This window comes from Actinoplanes sp. NPDC051388 (assembly GCF_055586225.1).
On sequence record NZ_JBVJIP010000018.1, the window covers coordinates 65,722 to 81,169 of the forward strand.

The window sequence follows — 15,448 nt, forward strand, 5'->3', positions numbered from 1 at the left end:
ACCGCCGGCGCATGGCGACGGTTGTCGTCGCCGCACTAGCGGTCACCGGCCTTCCGGTGGCTGCCGGCGCGCATCCGGCCGCCGGGGCGTGGCGCGATGTGGTGGTCACCGGCTCGGACGTCGGGGGGGCAGCACGCGCGGTCCAGGCGGCCGGTGGCCGGGTGGTGGCCGAGTTGCCGGTCGTCCGCGGCGTCGCGGCGCAACTGGCGCAGGGCAGCACTCTCGACCCGGCCTGGCTGGTCGCCCCCGCGCGGGAGATCACGGTGGCCGAAGCGGCGACACCGGCCGGTACGGACAGCGCGGCAACCGTACGCCAGATGCTCGGCCTGCCCCCGGACGGCAAGGAAGGGCGCGGGGTGACGGTGGCGGTGGTCGACACCGGTATCGCCGACGTGCCCGACCTTGCCGGGCAGGTGGCGGAGCGGGTTGACCTGACCGGTACCGGCGCTGGTGACGGCTACGGCCACGGAACGTTCATGGCCGGCCTGATCGCCGCCTCGGGTGCGGCCTCGGGCGGCGCGTACCTCGGAGTCGCGCCCGGCGCGAAGCTGATCGACGTCAAGGTCGCCGACGCCGACGGGCGCACCGACCTCGTCACGGTGCTCCGCGGCCTGCAGTGGATCAGCGACCATCGCAAGGACGTGCAGGTCGTCAACCTGTCGCTGTCGTCGAACAGTCCGCTGCCGTACCAGATCGACCCGTTGACACAGGCTCTCGAATCGTTGTGGCACCAGGGCGTCATGGTGGTCGTGCCGTCCGGCAACGACGGCCCGGGCACCGGCTCCGTGACCTCACCGGGGAACGACCCGCTGCTGCTGACCACAGGCGGCCTGGACACCGGGAGTACGGCCGGCCGGGGCGACGACGTCGTCGGTACCTGGTCGGGGCGTGGACCCACCTGGCAGGGTGACGCCAAGCCCGACCTCGTCGCGGCCGGCGGTCACGTGGTGAGCCTGCGCTCGCCGGGCAGCGTGGTCGACACGATCAACCCGCAGGCACGGGTCGGCGACGGCTATTTCCGCGGTTCCGGGACGTCGATGGCCGCCGCGGTGACCTCCGGCGTCGTCGCGGGTGTCTTGGCCGTGCAGCCCCGGCTGCGGCCGCACGCGGTGAAGGACCTCCTCACCACCACGACGTACGCGAGTGCCGGACTGAGCCGGGCGGCCGGCGGCGGCGCGGGTGGCCTGGACGCGGCCCGGGTGCTCAAGTCCGCGTCCGACTGGCGTGTCAGCAAAGCGCAGAAGCAGTACGACGCCGACACCGCCACGGTCGGGCGGGACGCTAGCCGCTGGGCGGCGTTCTCGAAGGCCGTCGTGGACGGCGACGAGGACGGTGCCGAGCGGGCGTGGATGAAGTTGACCCCGGGTTCTCGTGACTGGGCCGCCCGGGCCTGGGCGCAACTGGACCCGGCCGCACGGGCCTGGGCAGCACGGGCCTGGGCGGCACGCGCTTGGGCAGGCGCCGACAGTGAGTGGGCGGCCCGGGCGTGGGCGGCTCGGGCGTGGGCGGCTCGGGCGTGGGCGGCTCGGGCGTGGGCGGCTCGGGCGTGGGCGTCGGACGACTGGGCGGCACGCGCCTGGGCCGGCTCAGATTGGACCGCCCGAGCGTGGGCGGCCGACGACTGGGCGGCGCGGGCGTGGGCGGCCGACCGATGGAGCGCCCGCGCCTGGGCGTGGATGCCCCTGTCGTGAGCACGGTTCCGTCACCCGCCGGCCGCCCGGGTCTGTCCCGGGCGGCCGGCGCCGTGCGTTCACAGCTGGGCGATCCGATCCTGCGCCGGGTGGCGGCGGTCGTCCTGCTGGGCGCCGGGCTGGCCGTCGTGGTGATCCTGGGATTTCCGGAGCGCGGCAGCGTGTTGCGCGGACTCGGTGTGCCGACGGCGTGGCTGCTCCCCGGTCTGACGATCCTGACCTGCCTCGCCGAGATGACCGTGGTGCGGCTACGGCACGGGGAGGCCGTCGAGGAGCTCAGCCTCTACGAGGTCGCGCTGATCATCGACGTCCTGCTCCTGTCGCCCCGGGATGCCCTGATCGCCGCCGCCGCGGGGCTCGTGTTCGCCAGCGGACTGCAGCGGCGACCCGTCGTGAAGGCGCTCTTCAACGTCGGCACCTACACGGCTGCCACGTCCGTACTGATCATCATCGTGCACCTGGTGGGCGGCACGCCCGGCGTGATGACGGTGGACGTGCTGGTCGGCGTGGTGGGCGCGACGATCGCCTTCACGATGGTGAACCTGTGCTGCCTGGCCCAGGTCCTAGGCGTCATCAACGGACTGTCGCCGTGGCGGATCGTACGCTCGGAAGCCCGGCTGTCCGGATACATGGCCATCGGTACGGTGGCGACCGGGTTGACCACCGCGGAAATCGCGCTGCACGCTCCGCTGCTGCTGCCGTTCATGGCGATGCCTGCCCTCGCCGTCACCTACGCCTACCGTGCGGCGGCGCGAGAGGCCGATGAGCGGGCCCGGTCCGGCTGGCTCCTTCAGCTGTCGCACGCGCTGGCCGAGCGCGAGGACGTGGTGCGCCAGTTCCTCGTCCTTGTCCGGGAGGCCTTCGGCGCCGACCTGGCCGTCATGATGCTGGAAAACGACGACGTGGCAATCTCGGTGGACGCCGCCGAACCGGGTTCGCTGCGGCACGAGCCGATTCCGCGGCACCTCGCCGGTCTGCGCCGAACCGCCGGTCCCCTGCAGCTGTCCGAGGACCTGCCGGCAAGCCTGCGCAGGATGGTGGTGGTCCCGGTGCAGAGCGGCGGCCGCCGGTTCGGCACGGCGGCGTTCGCCACCCGTGGCCGCGACCGCGGATGGATGACGACCGGCGACATCACTTTGCTGGCCTCGCTGGCCAGCGCTCTCGCCGTGGCAATGCGCGGCGCCGAGCATCTGGACCGGCTCGTGGACGAGACCAGCAAGCTGCAGGCCGTCGTCGAGCAATCCGCCGAGGGCATCATGGTGATCGACGGCGAAGGACTGGTCGAGATGTGGAGCCGGGCGCTGGCCGAGATCACCGGCATCGACGCTGCCGCCGCCGTCGGCCGGGCGGTCACCGATGTGCTCGACGTGCCCGTCGAGGAGGAACGCCTGCTGATCATGCCGGTGTCGTTGGAGCAGCCGAGGGCGGTCGCCGAGCTCACCGCCCGCCGCCATGACGGGGAGCAGCGCCGTCTGCGACTCGCCCACTCGGCAGTCTTCACCCTCGGTGCTCTCGTCCGCGACGTGGTCGTGATCAGCGACCTCACCCGCGAGTACCGCACCGAGCGGCTCAAGTCCGACTTCATCGCCATGGTGTCGCACGAACTGCGGACCCCGTTGACGCCGATCATTGGCTACGTCGATCTGCTACGCAGCCGCGGCGAGCGGATGACTCCCCAGAAGCGACTGGATGCGTTGAACCTCATCGGGGACCGCGCCGGCCACCTCTCCAGGCTCGTGGAGGATCTGCTGCTCGCCTCGCGGTTCGGCGACAACCCCGACGACGTCTCCCTGCACGTGTCCTCGGCGGCCCACGACCTCTGCGCGCTGGTCACTCAAGCCGCCCGGGACCTCGGTTCGGCTCGCGTCCGGCTAGACCTGCCACCGGCGCCCGTCTTCGCCTACTGCGACGACGGCCGCACGCTGCAGGTGCTCGCCAACCTGATCGGCAACGGTCTCAAGTACTCCCCGGACGAGGCTGAGGTGGAGGTCAGTGTGCGGCTCGATGAGACCCACGTGCACGTCGACGTCCGAGACGCCGGCCGGGGCATTCCCGCAGACCAGCTCGAGAAGATCTTCGACAAGTTCCACCGGGTGGAGGACCCCTTGACGATGAGCACCAGCGGCACCGGCCTGGGACTGTTCATAGCGCGCCGGCTGGCCCGCGCGATGGGCGGTCACATCAGTGTCATCTCGACCCTGAACACCGGATCGGTCTTCACCCTGTCTCTCACATACGGAGAGCGCCGGCCGGACTGACAATTCGCCAAGATCGACTGCATGATCGCGCGCTGGCTGCGCGCTGAAACGAGCAGCTCAAGGCGCAGATGACCGGTCTCGCAGACAACGTTTTGCCGCTGTCGCGGGCCCGCCCGGCGCAGACCGTGACGCAGCAGGACGCAGTACGGGCAGCGGGCCGGGAGCAGACCGTGACGTCCGGCCGATCCGGATTCAAGGCGTGCCCGGGCTGGTGGCGCGGCCGCTCAGGTGCGGGGCGGCCGGGCTGCTAGGGCCGGTTGCGGGGAACCGGAACCGGTGCAGGTCGGTGATCGAGAATCCGGACGCGGTGATCGCCGTGGCGGTGTCGCGGCCGGTACGGCAGCCGGCGAACAGCAGCGGCCACAACGTCGCGTCGGCCACCCGCTGCACTCGCCGCATCCCGCCAGGACGCTCGTCCGCGACATGCTCGAAGAAACGCAGCTCACCACCGGGCCGCAGCACCCGGCGCAGCTCGGCCAGCGCGGCCGCCTGGTCGTGCGCCGCGACCCGCATCCGGACGATCGGCGGGCGGTGCTGGTCCATCTGACGGACGACGGCCTGGCGGTGACCGACCGCCTTACCGCCGATTACGAGGGCGCGGCGGCCGGCCTGTTCGCTGGGCTGCCGGCCGAGCATGTTCAGCAGTTTCTCACCATGCTCGGCACCGTCGGCGACCGCGTCTCCGCCCTGGATCCGCAGGGCTGAGCGGCGTTACTTCCCGTAGCCGCGCTTGAGCAGGAACGACGCGCCCGCGGCGTACCCGCTCTCGTCGAGGAGTTCGAAGTCGAACGCGTCGGCGAGGCGGTTGGTGATGCTGAACGCGGTGGCCACGGCGAGGGCGTCCTCGACCTGCTGCCGGGTGACGCCGGTGGCCAGTACGGTCCGCATGTCGCCGGCGTCGACGGTGCCGTCGCGGGCCAGCTTGTCGAGCATGCGCAGGGTCGCGCGCAGGCCCTCCTCGATCGGCGCGGTGTCCAGGTCGGCCAGCGCTGCCTGGACGCGGTCCGGGTCGGCGTACGCCTTCGCGGCGGTCGCGGTGTGCGCACCGACGCAGAAGGCGCACTCGTTGGCCCGGGACACCACGGCCGCCATGAGTTCCCGGTCACCGACCGACCACGCCGAAGGGCCGCGCATCGCGAGCTGAGTGAAGTGCCCGGCCGGCTTGCCGTAGAAGTCGGGGCGGTAGAAGACCAGCTTCGCGGCGTCGGGCAGCGGGCGGCCGGAGAACAGCCGGATGGTCGCGAACAGCAGCTTGGTCCCGGGCTTGTAGCCACTGTTGAGGACGTCGGGGCGCATCAGCCGGCCGCCGCCTCGTCCAAGGCGGCCAGCGCCGACGTGTACATCCGGCTCGATTGACCGACGGCAGCGGCGATCACGACCTCGAACAGCTGGTCCTCGGTGATGCCGGCAGCGCGGGCCTGATCGAAGTCGGCGTCGGTGATCCAGGTGGGGGTGATGGCAACCTTGCCGATCAGCGGCTGCAGGCCCGGGTCCACATCGGCGTTCGCGAAAGCTGCCTCCCGCTGCTGCGCCGTCGTCGTGCCCGGGCCGCGCACGACACGGTTCACCAGAGCTTGGTGCGCGGCCCGCCTGCCGTCCGCGCCCATCAGTGGTCCTCGCCGAACAGCGCGGCGTACCGGTCGAGATAGAGCGGCCAGCCCTCGTCTTTGCCGTCGGTCCCGCGGTCGTAAATGTGCCCGCCAACCTTCGGCTCGAACACGGTCTCGGTGATCGGTACCCCGAGCATGTTGTGCTCGCGCGGCTTGAAGTCGCCGAACCGATCGGTGAACACCGCAAACGCCCGCTCGATCGGCGCCCGGACGATGATCTGACGGCGCACAACCGTTACTGCTTGGGTCATGAAATCTCCTCTTGCCGCTGTTCCGCCACATCCCGGTAACCGTCCAACGCGCGGGTCCAGAACGTCTCCAGCTGATCACGCAACGCGACCAACCCGGCGGGATTCAGCCGGTACACCCGCCTCGTACCCACTGCCTGGTCGGTCACCAGCCCGGCACCCTTGAGCACCTTCAGGTGCTGCGACACCGCCGGCCGACTGATCGGCAACTCGCCGGCCAGCTCACCCACCGCACGTGGCCGTTCCGCCAAGCACTGCACGATGGCCAGCCGGCTCGGATCGCCCAGCGCCTCCCAGCCCTCCGATGCTTGGTAAGTTGACACGAACGGAAAGCTACGACTTACCGAGGCCGAACGCAAGAGTCAGGGCCGGACGCCAGATCGGTGAGGAACCGTGTCAGCGCGAGCGCGACGCCGCGCCCCCGATCGCCGAACCACGACTGGTGAATCATGACCGTCAAGGCAGCGACCGCCTGCTGCCGCTCCTCGGCCGACATGGGCGCCATCTTCGTCTCTCGAACCACCACGATGGTTGTACGAAGCTTCGCTCCCGACATGCTCACAGCAACGAAGGCCGATGAGCCCGGCCGAGCGTGGCGGGGCCACACTTGTCCGATGACCGCAACCAGTAGCCGCGAACTGAGCACCCGGGACGGTTACGTCATCCGGTACTGCCGCTGCGGGCCCGACGACGGCCCGCCGGCGAACTTCCACAACGGCAGCCCGGGCACCCGATTCCTCGCCCCGCGACTGGTCCGCCGCATCGCCGGCGACCGCGTCAGCCTGCCCGGGCTGGCGGTCAACCGGGCCCGCCGCGCGAGCCGCGGCGGGGAACACAAATCCGACCCGCGAGACGCGAGAGTGATCGCCGACCAGATCCGGTTGCGTGCCGGGGAACTGCGCCCGGTCACCGCCGATACCGACGCCGACGCCGAGCTGCGGCTGCTCGCCGGACGCCGCCGCGAACTGGTGATCGATCAGACCCGCCGCATCGGCCGGCTGCGTGACCTGCTCGCGTCCATCCACCCCGGCCTCGAACGTGTGGTGGACCCGACCAACAAGGCCGACGCCGCGCTGCTGGCCCGCCGACGAATTAACGTCCTGCACGCCGTCCTGCGCACCCGGCAGCCCTACCGAACAAACGTCGCTCTCGCCTCTTGACTCAGACATCAGGCTGCGACCAGCGCCTCGGGCGTGGAATGAGCGGTCTGGCATCTTCGCGATGCCTGACTATCATCGGCTCGACCCCGACGAGGTCGGTCCCGAGGTCGCGCAGCGACTGTGCCCGGTGTACCGGGATGCCTTCGGCGAGGAGGATCCCGAAATGATCGACGCGTTCGAGGCGTCGGTCGAGCTCGATGCGGCCCTGCCGGGGTTCGGCATGGTGGTCGCCGAGGACCGCCACCGGCCCGTCGGGTTCGCCTACGGCCACACGGTGACCGCGGACGATCGGTGGCGTCGGACGGCGTCGGTGCGCAAGGTGCTGCGCAGGGCGGACAACTTCCACGTGGTCACGTGCGCGGTCGCGCCGGGCACGGCGAACGAGCCGCAGGATGTCCGGCGCCGCCTGCTGATGGAACTGCTTGCCGACCGCGCGGAACGCCACGCCACCCTCCACCTGCTGACGGGGGACGCGACCCGCGCCGGCTACGAGATGCTGGGTTGGCGGCGCATCGGCTCGATCCGGTCCGGCGCGACGGCGACCGTCGACATCCTCGCGCTTAAGCTGTCACCCGGGTGACGCCGGCCCACAGCGCCGCCGAGAGACGGTCCAGGCTCAGTGTCTTCGAGGCCATGGGCATCGCCATTGTCCAGGCACCAGAGCATCCGGACAGATTGGGGAGCGCCGCGTGCCGGGGGTGCTGATCGCGGTCGACTTCTGACAGCATCAGCATGCCCGGGGATCAGATGACGCTGTCGGCCTGCTCTGCGATCGCGTCGATGAGCTGGGTGCCGTTGAGCAGGGACGCGTCGTTGTGGTCGGCGCCTTGGACCGCTATGACCCGCACGGGTCCTGCGGCCTTGCCGGCAACGGCCAGACTCTGCTGTGGCGCCACGATCGAGTCGGCCGTGCCGTACACGATGAGCGTGGGTACCGTGACCCGAGCGATCACCTCGGCCACTGGGAAGCGATCGCGTGCCAGCAGGCGCACCGGCAGGAACGGATAATGCTGGCGGCCTGCTGCGGGCAGATCGGTGAACGGCGACCGCAGGATCAGGCCGGCGGGCGGGTGTTTCGCCGCCAGCGCGGTCACCACCGCCGCGCCGAGGCTCTCGCCGTAGTACAGCAGCCGTTCGGCCGGTATGCCGGCCTGTTCGATGAGGAACGTCCGTGCCGCCTCGATGTCGCGGGCGAGTCCGTCCTCGCTCGGGCTGCCCGGGTTGCCGCCGTAGCCGCGGTAGTCGACCAGCAGCACGGTCAGGCCCCGGCCGGCCAGGGCGGCGGCGAGTGGGGCCCGGGCCAGCTTGTTGCCCGCGTTGCCCGGCGCGAGCAGCACCGCCAAGCGCTCGCCGGGCGTCCGCGGCGGCGGCTCGACCAGCCAGGCGGTCAGGCATAACCCGTCGGTGGTACGCAGGGTGACATCGCGCGCCCCGGGAATCACCCGAGCCGCTGCCGGCGGCGACGACCGGTCCGGAAAGTAGATGAGCCGCCGCTGCAGCAGCCCGGCCGCCGCAGCGACCAGCACCCACAGCACGAGTACGGCGAGCGCGACGCGCACGAGAGCCGACACCCTGAGCATCGTCCCATTATCAGACCGTCCCGGCTCTCGCGTGCCCGGCGTTCCCCGGTGGGATCGCTGCCGACCTCCACCATCCAGACCACCGCGCGCGGGCCGTCCACCCGACCGGTGGACAGACGGGTCCCGTCGGGCGAGCCGACGCCGAGTCGACACACTCGGTAGCTCTTCCTCCGCAGCCCGACGCCCGGAAATGCCGAATTGAGTGCACTCGATCATGACGGTTGCTGAACTACCAAAATAGCCGACAGGCTACGACAAGAGAACGGCTTCCTCTGGCTGGGGTCGACGGTTCCCGTGACGGTCGCGATGCAATGGAGGAAGAAGTAATTGGCGACGGCGGCGCCGACCAGGCCCAGCCCGAAGACGAGACACACTCACACGATGGTGGTCTGCCGGCCCAGGTCGAGGATCTCCGCGTGCTCTGGCCGGGCGGTTACAGCACGAGTACCACCGAGCCGACCGGGACCGTTCCTCTGCCGGAGTACGCGGAGGTGAATTGGCGCTCGCGCCCTTGATCGTGGCCGGCGGAAGTCGGTGGAGATCTTGCTAATACGGTACGGCTTCGTATCATAGAACGATGAGATCCATGCCGCACCGCGTGCATGAGGCGTGCATCGACCACCTCAGCGAGCAGGGTTACGCCACCTTGACCTTGGATGCGCTGGCCGAACGTTCCCGGACGCCGCTGTCGGTCCTGATCGAGCGGTGGGGTGATCGGCAGGCCGTCGTCGTCGAATCGGTCGGCGCGCTCTTGAAGGCTGGCCCGGCCGACCTGGACACCGGCGCCCTCAAGACAGACCTGATCCAGCAGGCGACCACGTTCACCCGGTCGATCGCCGGTCACTCACCACAGCTACTGGGTGCCCTGATCGAGGTGCAACGCACCGATCCGGTGGTGTGTGAACGGCTGGCCATCTACGGCGGCCATCACGGGCTGACGCTGCCGAGCGCATCGCTCGATCGTGCCCGCGCCCGGCGGGAGATCGCGCCGGACGCGATGACCAGGGGCTACGAGGACATCATCCCGCAGGTCATCGTGGCCCGTCGCGTCTCACACCAGGACGTGGACGCGGCCTTCATCGAGGAACTGGTCGACTCGGTGGTCCTCCCGACGTTTCGATATGGAGCCCGCTAGATGGAGCATGACGGCATCAGTACGGCCGAGGTCACGGTGCGAGTCAACGGGCGCAGCCAGTCGGCCGCCATCGACACCCGGACCTCGCTGCTCGACCTCGTCCGTCAGCACCTCGGGCTCACCGGCACGAAACGAGGCTGCGACCAGGGCGCCTGCGGCGCCTGCACCGTACTGATCGATGATCAGCGTGTCCTGTCCTGTCTCACCCTGGCAGTGCAGGCCGACGGTCGTGAGGTCACCACCATCGAGGGCATCGGCGACGCGGCGCAGCTGCACCGGCTGCAGTCCGCCTTCATCGACCACGACGGGTTCCAGTGCGGCTACTGCACGGCCGGTCAGATCTGCTCCGGGGTGACGCTGGCGCGGGAGGCCGCCGCGGGTGTGCCCAGCGTGGTGACCGACGACCTGCTCGCTGACGAGGTCGACCTGTCGGTCGCGGAGATCCGTGAGCGGATGAGCGGCAATCTGTGCCGGTGCGGCGCCCACAACGGCATCATCGCCGCCATCTCGGAGGTCTACGGCTCATGAGGGAATTCAGCTATGCCAGGGCCGCCGACGCCGAGGAGGCGGTGCGCCTGGCCGGGACGGGTGCGCGATACCTGGGCGGCGGGACCAACCTGGTCGACCTCATGCGTGAGGGGATCGAGACGCCGGACGCCCTGATCGACGTGTCCGGACTGGCGCAGGGGATCACCGAGACGCCCGGTGCGGGGATCGAGATCGGTGCGGCCACGAGGAACACCACCGTTGCCGCGCATCCCCGCGTCCGCCACGACTACCCGATGCTGGCCCGCGCCATCGTCAGCGGCGCCTCGGGGCAACTTCGCAATATGGCCACGGTGGGCGGGAACCTGCTGCAGCGCACACGGTGCGCGTACTTCTACGACGAGGCCGCCCGCTGCAACAAGCGGTCGCCGGGTTCCGGCTGCGATGCCCGCGAGGGCTTCCACCGGACGCACGCCGTGCTCGGTGTGAGCGAGCAGTGCATCGCGACGCATCCGTCCGACATGTGCGTCGCGTTGGTCGCGCTCGACGCGCAGGTCGACATCCTCGGTCCCGCCGGGACGCGGTCCGTGCCGCTCGAGAAGCTGCACCGCGAGCCCGGCGACACCCCGCACCTCGAGACGGTGCTCGCGTCGGCGGAACTCATCACGGCTGTCCGGCTGCCCCGGGCCACGGTCGCGGCCAACTCGACGTACCGCAAGGTCCGCGACCGCGCGAGCTATGCCTTCGCTCTGGTGTCCGTCGCCGCCGCGCTCCGCGTCGAGGACGGCACCGTGGCGGAGGTGCGGATCGCGCTCGGCGGTGTCGCGTCCCGCCCGTGGCGCGCCCACGTGGCCGAACGGGAGCTGCTGGGTGCGCCGGCCACCGCGGGGAGTTTCCGGCGCGCAGCCGAAGCCGAGTTCCGCGTTGCTCGCCCGTCCCGGGACAACGCGTTCAAGGTGAACCTGGCGCCCCGGGTGGTCGCCGACGTCCTGGAGGGCCTGATCAGATGAGCATGGTGCAGCGAGCCACCGAAGCGCTCAACCGGACGCTGCCCGACCGTGCGGTCGATCCTCTGACCACGGCGCGCCGCGTCGTCGGCCGGGCCGTGTCGCGGATCGACGGTCCGAGCAAGGTGACCGGCGGCGCGATTTTCACCGCGGACATCGACCGGCCCGGGTTGGCGTACGCGAGCTTGGTGCCCAGCCGGGTCGCCCGTGGCCGCATCCGGCACATCGACGTGACCCGGGCCGCTAACGCACCTGGCGTCATCGACGTCATCACGCACCACAACGCGCCGGCCATGGACACACCGGTGCTCATGACGCTCACTGCCAAGGGTTGCGCGTTCACCGACGTCGCTCCGCTGCAGGACGACGTCGTCCGCTGGAACGGTCAGGCGGTCGCCGTCGTGGTGGCCGAGTCGCAGGAGTGTGCCGACTCAGCCGCGCGCCTGGTCGACGTCGTGTACGACGCGGCTCCGGCCCGAACGTCGTTCCGTGGGCTGCTGTCCGAGGCGGTCTTCCCGGCCGATGTGCTCGGAGAGCCGTCCGAGGTGTCCCGCGGCGACGTCGAAAACGCGTTGTCCCAAGCCGCTCTCGTGGTGGACGAGGTCTACTCGACGCCACCGCACCACCACATGGCGATCGAACTGCACGCGACCATGGCGCAGTGGAGTCCCGGGGACAGGCTGCACGTGTGGGACTCGACGCAGGCGCTGGGCCGTACGCGGCACAGCATCGCGCACGCGGTCGGAGTGCCGGAGAAGAACGTCACGGTGACCTGCCGGGCGGTCGGGGGCGGCTTCGGCAACAAAACGGTGTGGGACCATCAGCTGCTGTGCGTGGCCGCGGCCCGGGTGACGGGACGCCCGGTCCGGCTGGTGCTGCGGCGTCAGGACGTGTTCCGGACGACCGGCGGCCGGGCGCCGACCTGGCAGCGGGTCGCCCTCGGGGCCGCTCCGGACGGGCACCTGCAGGCACTGGTCCACGACAGCGTCACGGGCATCGTGCACGAGAACTGTCCCGAGCAGGTCTCGGTGCCGGCCCGGCATCTATACGCCTCGGACACCTACCGGATCGGGCAGAAGAAGGTCGTGCTGGATGTCGTCCCCAACGCATCCATGCGGGCCCCGGGCGACTCGGTCGGGTCGTTCGCGCTCGAATCGGCCATCGACGAGCTGGCCGGTCGTCTCGGCATCGACCCCATCGAGCTGCGCAGCCGCAACGAGCCGGCCGTCGATCCCACGGAGGGGACGCGGTTCTCCAAGCGTCACCTGATGGAGGCGTACCGGCGGGGAGCCGAACGCTTCGGCTGGCCGGACCGGAACCGCGTGCCGGGGGCACGACGTGACGGCCGGTGGCTGGTCGGGCAGGGCACAGCGTCGGCGTTCTACCCCTACATCCGGATGCCCGGCGGGAAAGCCCGTATCCGGATCACCGCGGACGGTCGCGCCGTGGTGACGGCCGCGGCCAACGACATGGGCATGGGTACGGAGACCGTGCAGGTGCAGCACGCCGCCGAGCGACTCGGGCTCCCGCTGGACCGGGTGAGTTTCGAGTTCGGTGATTCGACGCTGCCGGACAGCCCGATCGCCGCGGGCTCGGCCCAGACGGCCAGCCTGGTGATCACTGTCGCCCAAGCGGCCGAGGAGCTCAAGAAGGTACTGCTCGCACGGGTGCCTCGGCATAGTGCCCTGCACGGACTCAAACCGGCCGACGTCGTCTTCCGTGACGGTGGGCTCTACCGGACGAGCGATCCGGCCCAGGGCTCTCCGTTCGAGGCGCTGGTGGGCGAGGCCGGGCACGTCGACGCCGTCGGGTCCTCGCCGTTGCTGCCGCTGGAGTTCATGAAGTACTCGATGCACGGCTACGGGGCCCATTTCTGCGAGGTCAGGGTCGATGCCACAACCGGTGAGACCCGCGTCTCGCGGTGGGTCGCCTGCATCGATGCGGGACGCATCATCAATCCGAAGACTGCGGCGAGTCAGATCCGCGGGGCGGTGATCATGGGTATCGGCAGCGCGCTGATGGAGGAGGGCCTGGTGGACAACCGGGCCGGGCGCACGGTGACCGCGTCTGCCGCGGAGTATCACGTGCCGGTCCACGCCGACGTGTGCGACATCGATGTCAGCTTCCTCGACATCCCCGATCCGTTGACACCGATGGGCGTGCACGGGGTGGGAGAGATCGGCATCGTCGGGGTCGCGGCGGCAATCGCCAATGCGGTCCACAACGCGACCGGCGTCCGGGTGCGCGACCTTCCGATCACCCTCGACAAGATCATCGACGGGGGTGTCACGCGATGAGCCCGCGAGGCCGGCCGATGGTCCCCGGACGAGGAGAGGCCATCCTCGACGTCGTCCTGACCATGGTGGCCGAGATGGGATACGCCGCCGTCACCATCGACGCGGTGGTGGCCCGCGCCCACGCCTCCAAATCGACCGTCTACCGCCGGTGGGCGGATAAGCGCGCCCTCGTCATGGCCGCGATGGGATCCGGTCCAGCGGCCCAGGCGCTCGAAATCCCGGACACCGGTTCGCTGCGGGGCGATCTGATCGAGTACGCGAGAGCGCTCGCCGCGGTCATCGACGGCTTCGAGGGCCGGCTCATGGTGGGAATGTCCCAGGCGGTGATGGACGACTCAACGCTGCGCGCCTGCGTGCAGGAACGCTCCCGACGCAGCACGCCCCAGCTCGACCGGCGAGTTCTCGAACGCGCGCGCAGGCGAGGCGAGCTGCGCACCGCCGAGCAGCCACGCATCCTCGGCGAGGTCGCCTCCTCGTTGCTCGTCTACCGCATCGTGTGCGGACTGCCCGTGGACGACCTGTTCATCGAGCACCTCGTGGACGACATCCTGCTGCCGGCGCTGTCGCAGTGAAGCCACCCGAACGCACACAGGTGCGGCCCTGACCGATCGCTCGGGACGGTGGGTGCCCGCGTGGGGCGGCGGCACCATCGGCGGGACGACCGCCGGGCTGTGGGGAGGGTGGTTCACGACGCCCACCGCCGCGACCGGCTGACCGGTACTGACCATGGGACGGGTGCGTGATCCGGGTGGTCAGGGACGCCAGACCAGGGGTCCGTCGTTCTACGCACGGATGCTTCGAAACTGTGTCCGGAGGGCGATTTGAACCCCCAGTACATGGTGAAGCTGCGTGAGAACCTGGTGCTGTCTTGAACTCGGCGGAGTGGCGGGACTTGAACCTGCGACCCCTTGTTACCAACCGCGACGATCCCGGACTTGTCGTTGATTGCCGGAACCTTGCATTGAGCTGCGGAAACGCGACCTGACGATTGTCAGCGCTGGTCACTGATTATCAGCCGTTGGCGGGGGCTTCGGGGGGTAAACGGGGGCGCTGATCAGTCCATTGAGGATCTTTATGCGGCGGACCCGCGCCACGGCGAGGTCGACGACGGCTGGCCCGGTGTCCGATGCGTTGGGTGAGAGTTGGTAACGGCTCTGGTGGGGCCGGTGTTCGTTGTAGTGCACGACGAACTCAGCCAGAACGCCCAGCAGGTGCCGCGAAGTGTAGATCAGCATCCGGTCCAGACCATCCCGGCGGACTGTGCGTACCCACCGTTCCGCATACGCATTCGCCCGCGGCGCCTGCGGTGGACCGCGCAGGACCTCGATGCCTTCACTGGTGAACACCTCGTCGAACACGTCGGTGTACTGCGCACCGAGAAACTCGGTCCAGGATGGACCGGGTGCGCCGCGGCGCACGATCCACCCCGGCCTTGGTCAGGATGGACTACACGCTGCTGGCCGCCACCCGGTAACCCAGGCCGACCAATTCGCCCTGGATCCTGCGATGACCCCAGCTTGAGTTCTCTTTCGCCAGGCGCAGCACCAGCGCCCGGATCTCCGCACGCACTGGCGGGCGACCCGGCCGGCCTCGGGGATAGGTCCAGTTCCGGGCGTTCAGGTTGCGGTGCCAGCGCAGCAGGGTGGCCGGGGTGACGAGGAACGTGGCCCACCGCGGGCGGGGCAGCAGCCGGGACAACGCCGAGAGAACCGCCCGATCGGAGGGTTCCAGGTCCAGCCGTTTTGACCTGGCGGCGCAGCACCGCGAGCTGGTGGCGAAGGACCAAGATCTCGACCTCCTTCGCCCCATCGCCGCGCATGCCCAATACGATCTACCGCAACACCTGACGCAGAACCAGGTACCCGAACGACACGACCATGCCGGACAGCCTGCCGTCCATCGAGCAACCGGCAACGCACATAACCGCGGTCAACCCTCGAAACCCTGTTGCCGAGCGGTACAAGGGTTTGTTTGTC

The 15,448-nt window shown here is 70.0% G+C and carries 18 protein-coding genes; 10 read left to right on the forward strand and 8 right to left on the reverse strand.

What is annotated here, in order from left to right:
• Window positions 1-11: 11 nt before the first annotated feature.
• Window positions 12-1,691: a S8 family peptidase gene (locus tag ACZ6TI_RS36465; RefSeq protein WP_465349790.1), complete on the forward strand. Its 1,680-nt coding sequence runs from the start codon at window positions 12-14 to the stop codon at window positions 1,689-1,691.
• A complete protein-coding gene (locus ACZ6TI_RS36470) occupies window positions 1,688-3,949 on the forward strand; it encodes a sensor histidine kinase (RefSeq protein ID WP_465349791.1) in 2,262 nt (753 codons plus the stop codon). Before ACZ6TI_RS36465 ends, ACZ6TI_RS36470 begins: the two co-directional genes overlap by 4 nt.
• Window positions 3,950-4,141: 192 nt before the next feature.
• On the opposite strand, the gene ACZ6TI_RS36475 is transcribed toward ACZ6TI_RS36470, so the two are convergent.
• The gene (locus tag ACZ6TI_RS36475) at window positions 4,142-4,492 is read right to left on the reverse strand and encodes a hypothetical protein (protein WP_465349792.1); all 351 of its coding nucleotides are present in this window, start codon (window positions 4,490-4,492) and stop codon (window positions 4,142-4,144) included.
• Here ACZ6TI_RS36475 and ACZ6TI_RS36480 point away from each other — a divergent pair.
• Entirely contained in the window at window positions 4,481-4,654 is a 174-nt protein-coding gene (locus tag ACZ6TI_RS36480; protein ID WP_465349793.1) for a hypothetical protein, read from the forward strand. The genes ACZ6TI_RS36475 and ACZ6TI_RS36480 overlap by 12 nt on opposite strands.
• 6 nt (window positions 4,655-4,660) lie before the next feature.
• On the opposite strand, the gene ACZ6TI_RS36485 is transcribed toward ACZ6TI_RS36480, so the two are convergent.
• From ACZ6TI_RS36485 to ACZ6TI_RS36500, 4 genes are read right to left on the reverse strand one after another with little or no spacing between them, the layout of a single operon-like run.
• Complete coding sequence (locus tag ACZ6TI_RS36485; RefSeq protein WP_465349794.1) at window positions 4,661-5,245, reverse strand: carboxymuconolactone decarboxylase family protein; 585 nt, start codon at window positions 5,243-5,245, stop codon at window positions 4,661-4,663.
• Window positions 5,245-5,556 carry a hypothetical protein gene (locus ACZ6TI_RS36490; RefSeq protein ID WP_465349795.1) on the reverse strand — a complete coding sequence of 104 codons (312 nt, stop codon included), beginning with the start codon at window positions 5,554-5,556 and terminating at the stop codon, window positions 5,245-5,247. The genes ACZ6TI_RS36485 and ACZ6TI_RS36490 overlap by 1 nt, the downstream gene beginning before the upstream one ends.
• Complete coding sequence (locus tag ACZ6TI_RS36495) at window positions 5,556-5,810, reverse strand: SRPBCC family protein (RefSeq protein ID WP_465349796.1); 255 nt, start codon at window positions 5,808-5,810, stop codon at window positions 5,556-5,558. The genes ACZ6TI_RS36490 and ACZ6TI_RS36495 overlap by 1 nt, the downstream gene beginning before the upstream one ends.
• Window positions 5,807-6,130, reverse strand: coding sequence for an ArsR/SmtB family transcription factor (locus tag ACZ6TI_RS36500; protein WP_465349797.1), 324 nt, complete (start codon window positions 6,128-6,130; stop codon window positions 5,807-5,809). Before ACZ6TI_RS36500 ends, ACZ6TI_RS36495 begins: the two co-directional genes overlap by 4 nt.
• A gap of 291 nt (window positions 6,131-6,421) precedes the next feature.
• Between ACZ6TI_RS36500 and ACZ6TI_RS36505 the strand changes: the two genes are divergently transcribed.
• Both ACZ6TI_RS36505 and ACZ6TI_RS36510 read left to right on the forward strand, forming a co-directional pair.
• Window positions 6,422-6,967: an IS110 family transposase gene (locus ACZ6TI_RS36505; RefSeq protein WP_465349798.1), complete on the forward strand. Its 546-nt coding sequence runs from the start codon at window positions 6,422-6,424 to the stop codon at window positions 6,965-6,967.
• A gap of 61 nt (window positions 6,968-7,028) precedes the next feature.
• A complete protein-coding gene (locus ACZ6TI_RS36510; RefSeq protein ID WP_465349799.1) occupies window positions 7,029-7,547 on the forward strand; it encodes a hypothetical protein in 519 nt (172 codons plus the stop codon).
• A 163-nt stretch (window positions 7,548-7,710) separates the two neighbouring features.
• Here ACZ6TI_RS36510 and ACZ6TI_RS36515 read toward each other — a convergent pair whose 3' ends face one another.
• The gene (locus ACZ6TI_RS36515; protein WP_465349800.1) at window positions 7,711-8,547 is read right to left on the reverse strand and encodes an alpha/beta hydrolase; all 837 of its coding nucleotides are present in this window, start codon (window positions 8,545-8,547) and stop codon (window positions 7,711-7,713) included.
• 577 nt (window positions 8,548-9,124) lie between these two features.
• Between ACZ6TI_RS36515 and ACZ6TI_RS36520 the strand changes: the two genes are divergently transcribed.
• The 5 genes from ACZ6TI_RS36520 to ACZ6TI_RS36540 are packed head-to-tail and all read left to right on the forward strand — an operon-like array spanning window position 9,125 to window position 14,044.
• Window positions 9,125-9,682: a TetR-like C-terminal domain-containing protein gene (locus tag ACZ6TI_RS36520; protein WP_465349801.1), complete on the forward strand. Its 558-nt coding sequence runs from the start codon at window positions 9,125-9,127 to the stop codon at window positions 9,680-9,682.
• A complete protein-coding gene (locus ACZ6TI_RS36525; protein ID WP_465349802.1) occupies window positions 9,683-10,210 on the forward strand; it encodes a 2Fe-2S iron-sulfur cluster-binding protein in 528 nt (175 codons plus the stop codon).
• The gene (locus ACZ6TI_RS36530; RefSeq protein WP_465349803.1) at window positions 10,207-11,178 is read left to right on the forward strand and encodes an FAD binding domain-containing protein; all 972 of its coding nucleotides are present in this window, start codon (window positions 10,207-10,209) and stop codon (window positions 11,176-11,178) included. The genes ACZ6TI_RS36525 and ACZ6TI_RS36530 overlap by 4 nt, the downstream gene beginning before the upstream one ends.
• Window positions 11,175-13,472 (forward strand): xanthine dehydrogenase family protein molybdopterin-binding subunit, encoded by a 2,298-nt coding sequence (locus ACZ6TI_RS36535; protein WP_465349804.1) that lies wholly within the window; start codon window positions 11,175-11,177, stop codon window positions 13,470-13,472. The genes ACZ6TI_RS36530 and ACZ6TI_RS36535 overlap by 4 nt, the downstream gene beginning before the upstream one ends.
• Before the next feature lie 17 nt (window positions 13,473-13,489).
• Window positions 13,490-14,044, forward strand: coding sequence for a TetR/AcrR family transcriptional regulator (locus ACZ6TI_RS36540; protein WP_465349927.1), 555 nt, complete (start codon window positions 13,490-13,492; stop codon window positions 14,042-14,044).
• Between the two features lie 429 nt (window positions 14,045-14,473).
• On the opposite strand, the gene ACZ6TI_RS36545 is transcribed toward ACZ6TI_RS36540, so the two are convergent.
• Window positions 14,474-14,890, reverse strand: coding sequence for an integrase core domain-containing protein (locus tag ACZ6TI_RS36545; protein ID WP_465349805.1), 417 nt, complete (start codon window positions 14,888-14,890; stop codon window positions 14,474-14,476).
• A 28-nt stretch (window positions 14,891-14,918) separates the two neighbouring features.
• Window positions 14,919-15,170: a hypothetical protein gene (locus ACZ6TI_RS36550; protein WP_465349806.1), complete on the reverse strand. Its 252-nt coding sequence runs from the start codon at window positions 15,168-15,170 to the stop codon at window positions 14,919-14,921.
• Window positions 15,171-15,448: the final 278 nt, after the last annotated feature.

Excerpts from the sequence above, each read along its gene's own strand:
- ACZ6TI_RS36465 (WP_465349790.1), top strand. The coding sequence starts at position 12 with ATGGCGACGGTTGTCGTCGCCGCACTAGCGGTCACCGGCCTTCCGGTG.
- ACZ6TI_RS36475 (WP_465349792.1), bottom strand. The coding sequence starts at position 4,492 with ATGGACCAGCACCGCCCGCCGATCGTCCGGATGCGGGTCGCGGCGCAC.
- ACZ6TI_RS36485 (WP_465349794.1), bottom strand. The coding sequence starts at position 5,245 with ATGCGCCCCGACGTCCTCAACAGTGGCTACAAGCCCGGGACCAAGCTG.
- ACZ6TI_RS36490 (WP_465349795.1), bottom strand. The coding sequence starts at position 5,556 with ATGGGCGCGGACGGCAGGCGGGCCGCGCACCAAGCTCTGGTGAACCGT.
- ACZ6TI_RS36495 (WP_465349796.1), bottom strand. The coding sequence starts at position 5,810 with ATGACCCAAGCAGTAACGGTTGTGCGCCGTCAGATCATCGTCCGGGCG.
- ACZ6TI_RS36505 (WP_465349798.1), top strand. The coding sequence starts at position 6,422 with ATGACCGCAACCAGTAGCCGCGAACTGAGCACCCGGGACGGTTACGTC.
- ACZ6TI_RS36510 (WP_465349799.1), top strand. The coding sequence starts at position 7,029 with ATGCCTGACTATCATCGGCTCGACCCCGACGAGGTCGGTCCCGAGGTC.
- ACZ6TI_RS36515 (WP_465349800.1), bottom strand. The coding sequence starts at position 8,547 with ATGCTCAGGGTGTCGGCTCTCGTGCGCGTCGCGCTCGCCGTACTCGTG.
- ACZ6TI_RS36520 (WP_465349801.1), top strand. The coding sequence starts at position 9,125 with ATGAGATCCATGCCGCACCGCGTGCATGAGGCGTGCATCGACCACCTC.
- ACZ6TI_RS36525 (WP_465349802.1), top strand. The coding sequence starts at position 9,683 with ATGGAGCATGACGGCATCAGTACGGCCGAGGTCACGGTGCGAGTCAAC.
- ACZ6TI_RS36530 (WP_465349803.1), top strand. The coding sequence starts at position 10,207 with ATGAGGGAATTCAGCTATGCCAGGGCCGCCGACGCCGAGGAGGCGGTG.
- ACZ6TI_RS36535 (WP_465349804.1), top strand. The coding sequence starts at position 11,175 with ATGAGCATGGTGCAGCGAGCCACCGAAGCGCTCAACCGGACGCTGCCC.
- ACZ6TI_RS36540 (WP_465349927.1), top strand. The coding sequence starts at position 13,490 with ATGGTCCCCGGACGAGGAGAGGCCATCCTCGACGTCGTCCTGACCATG.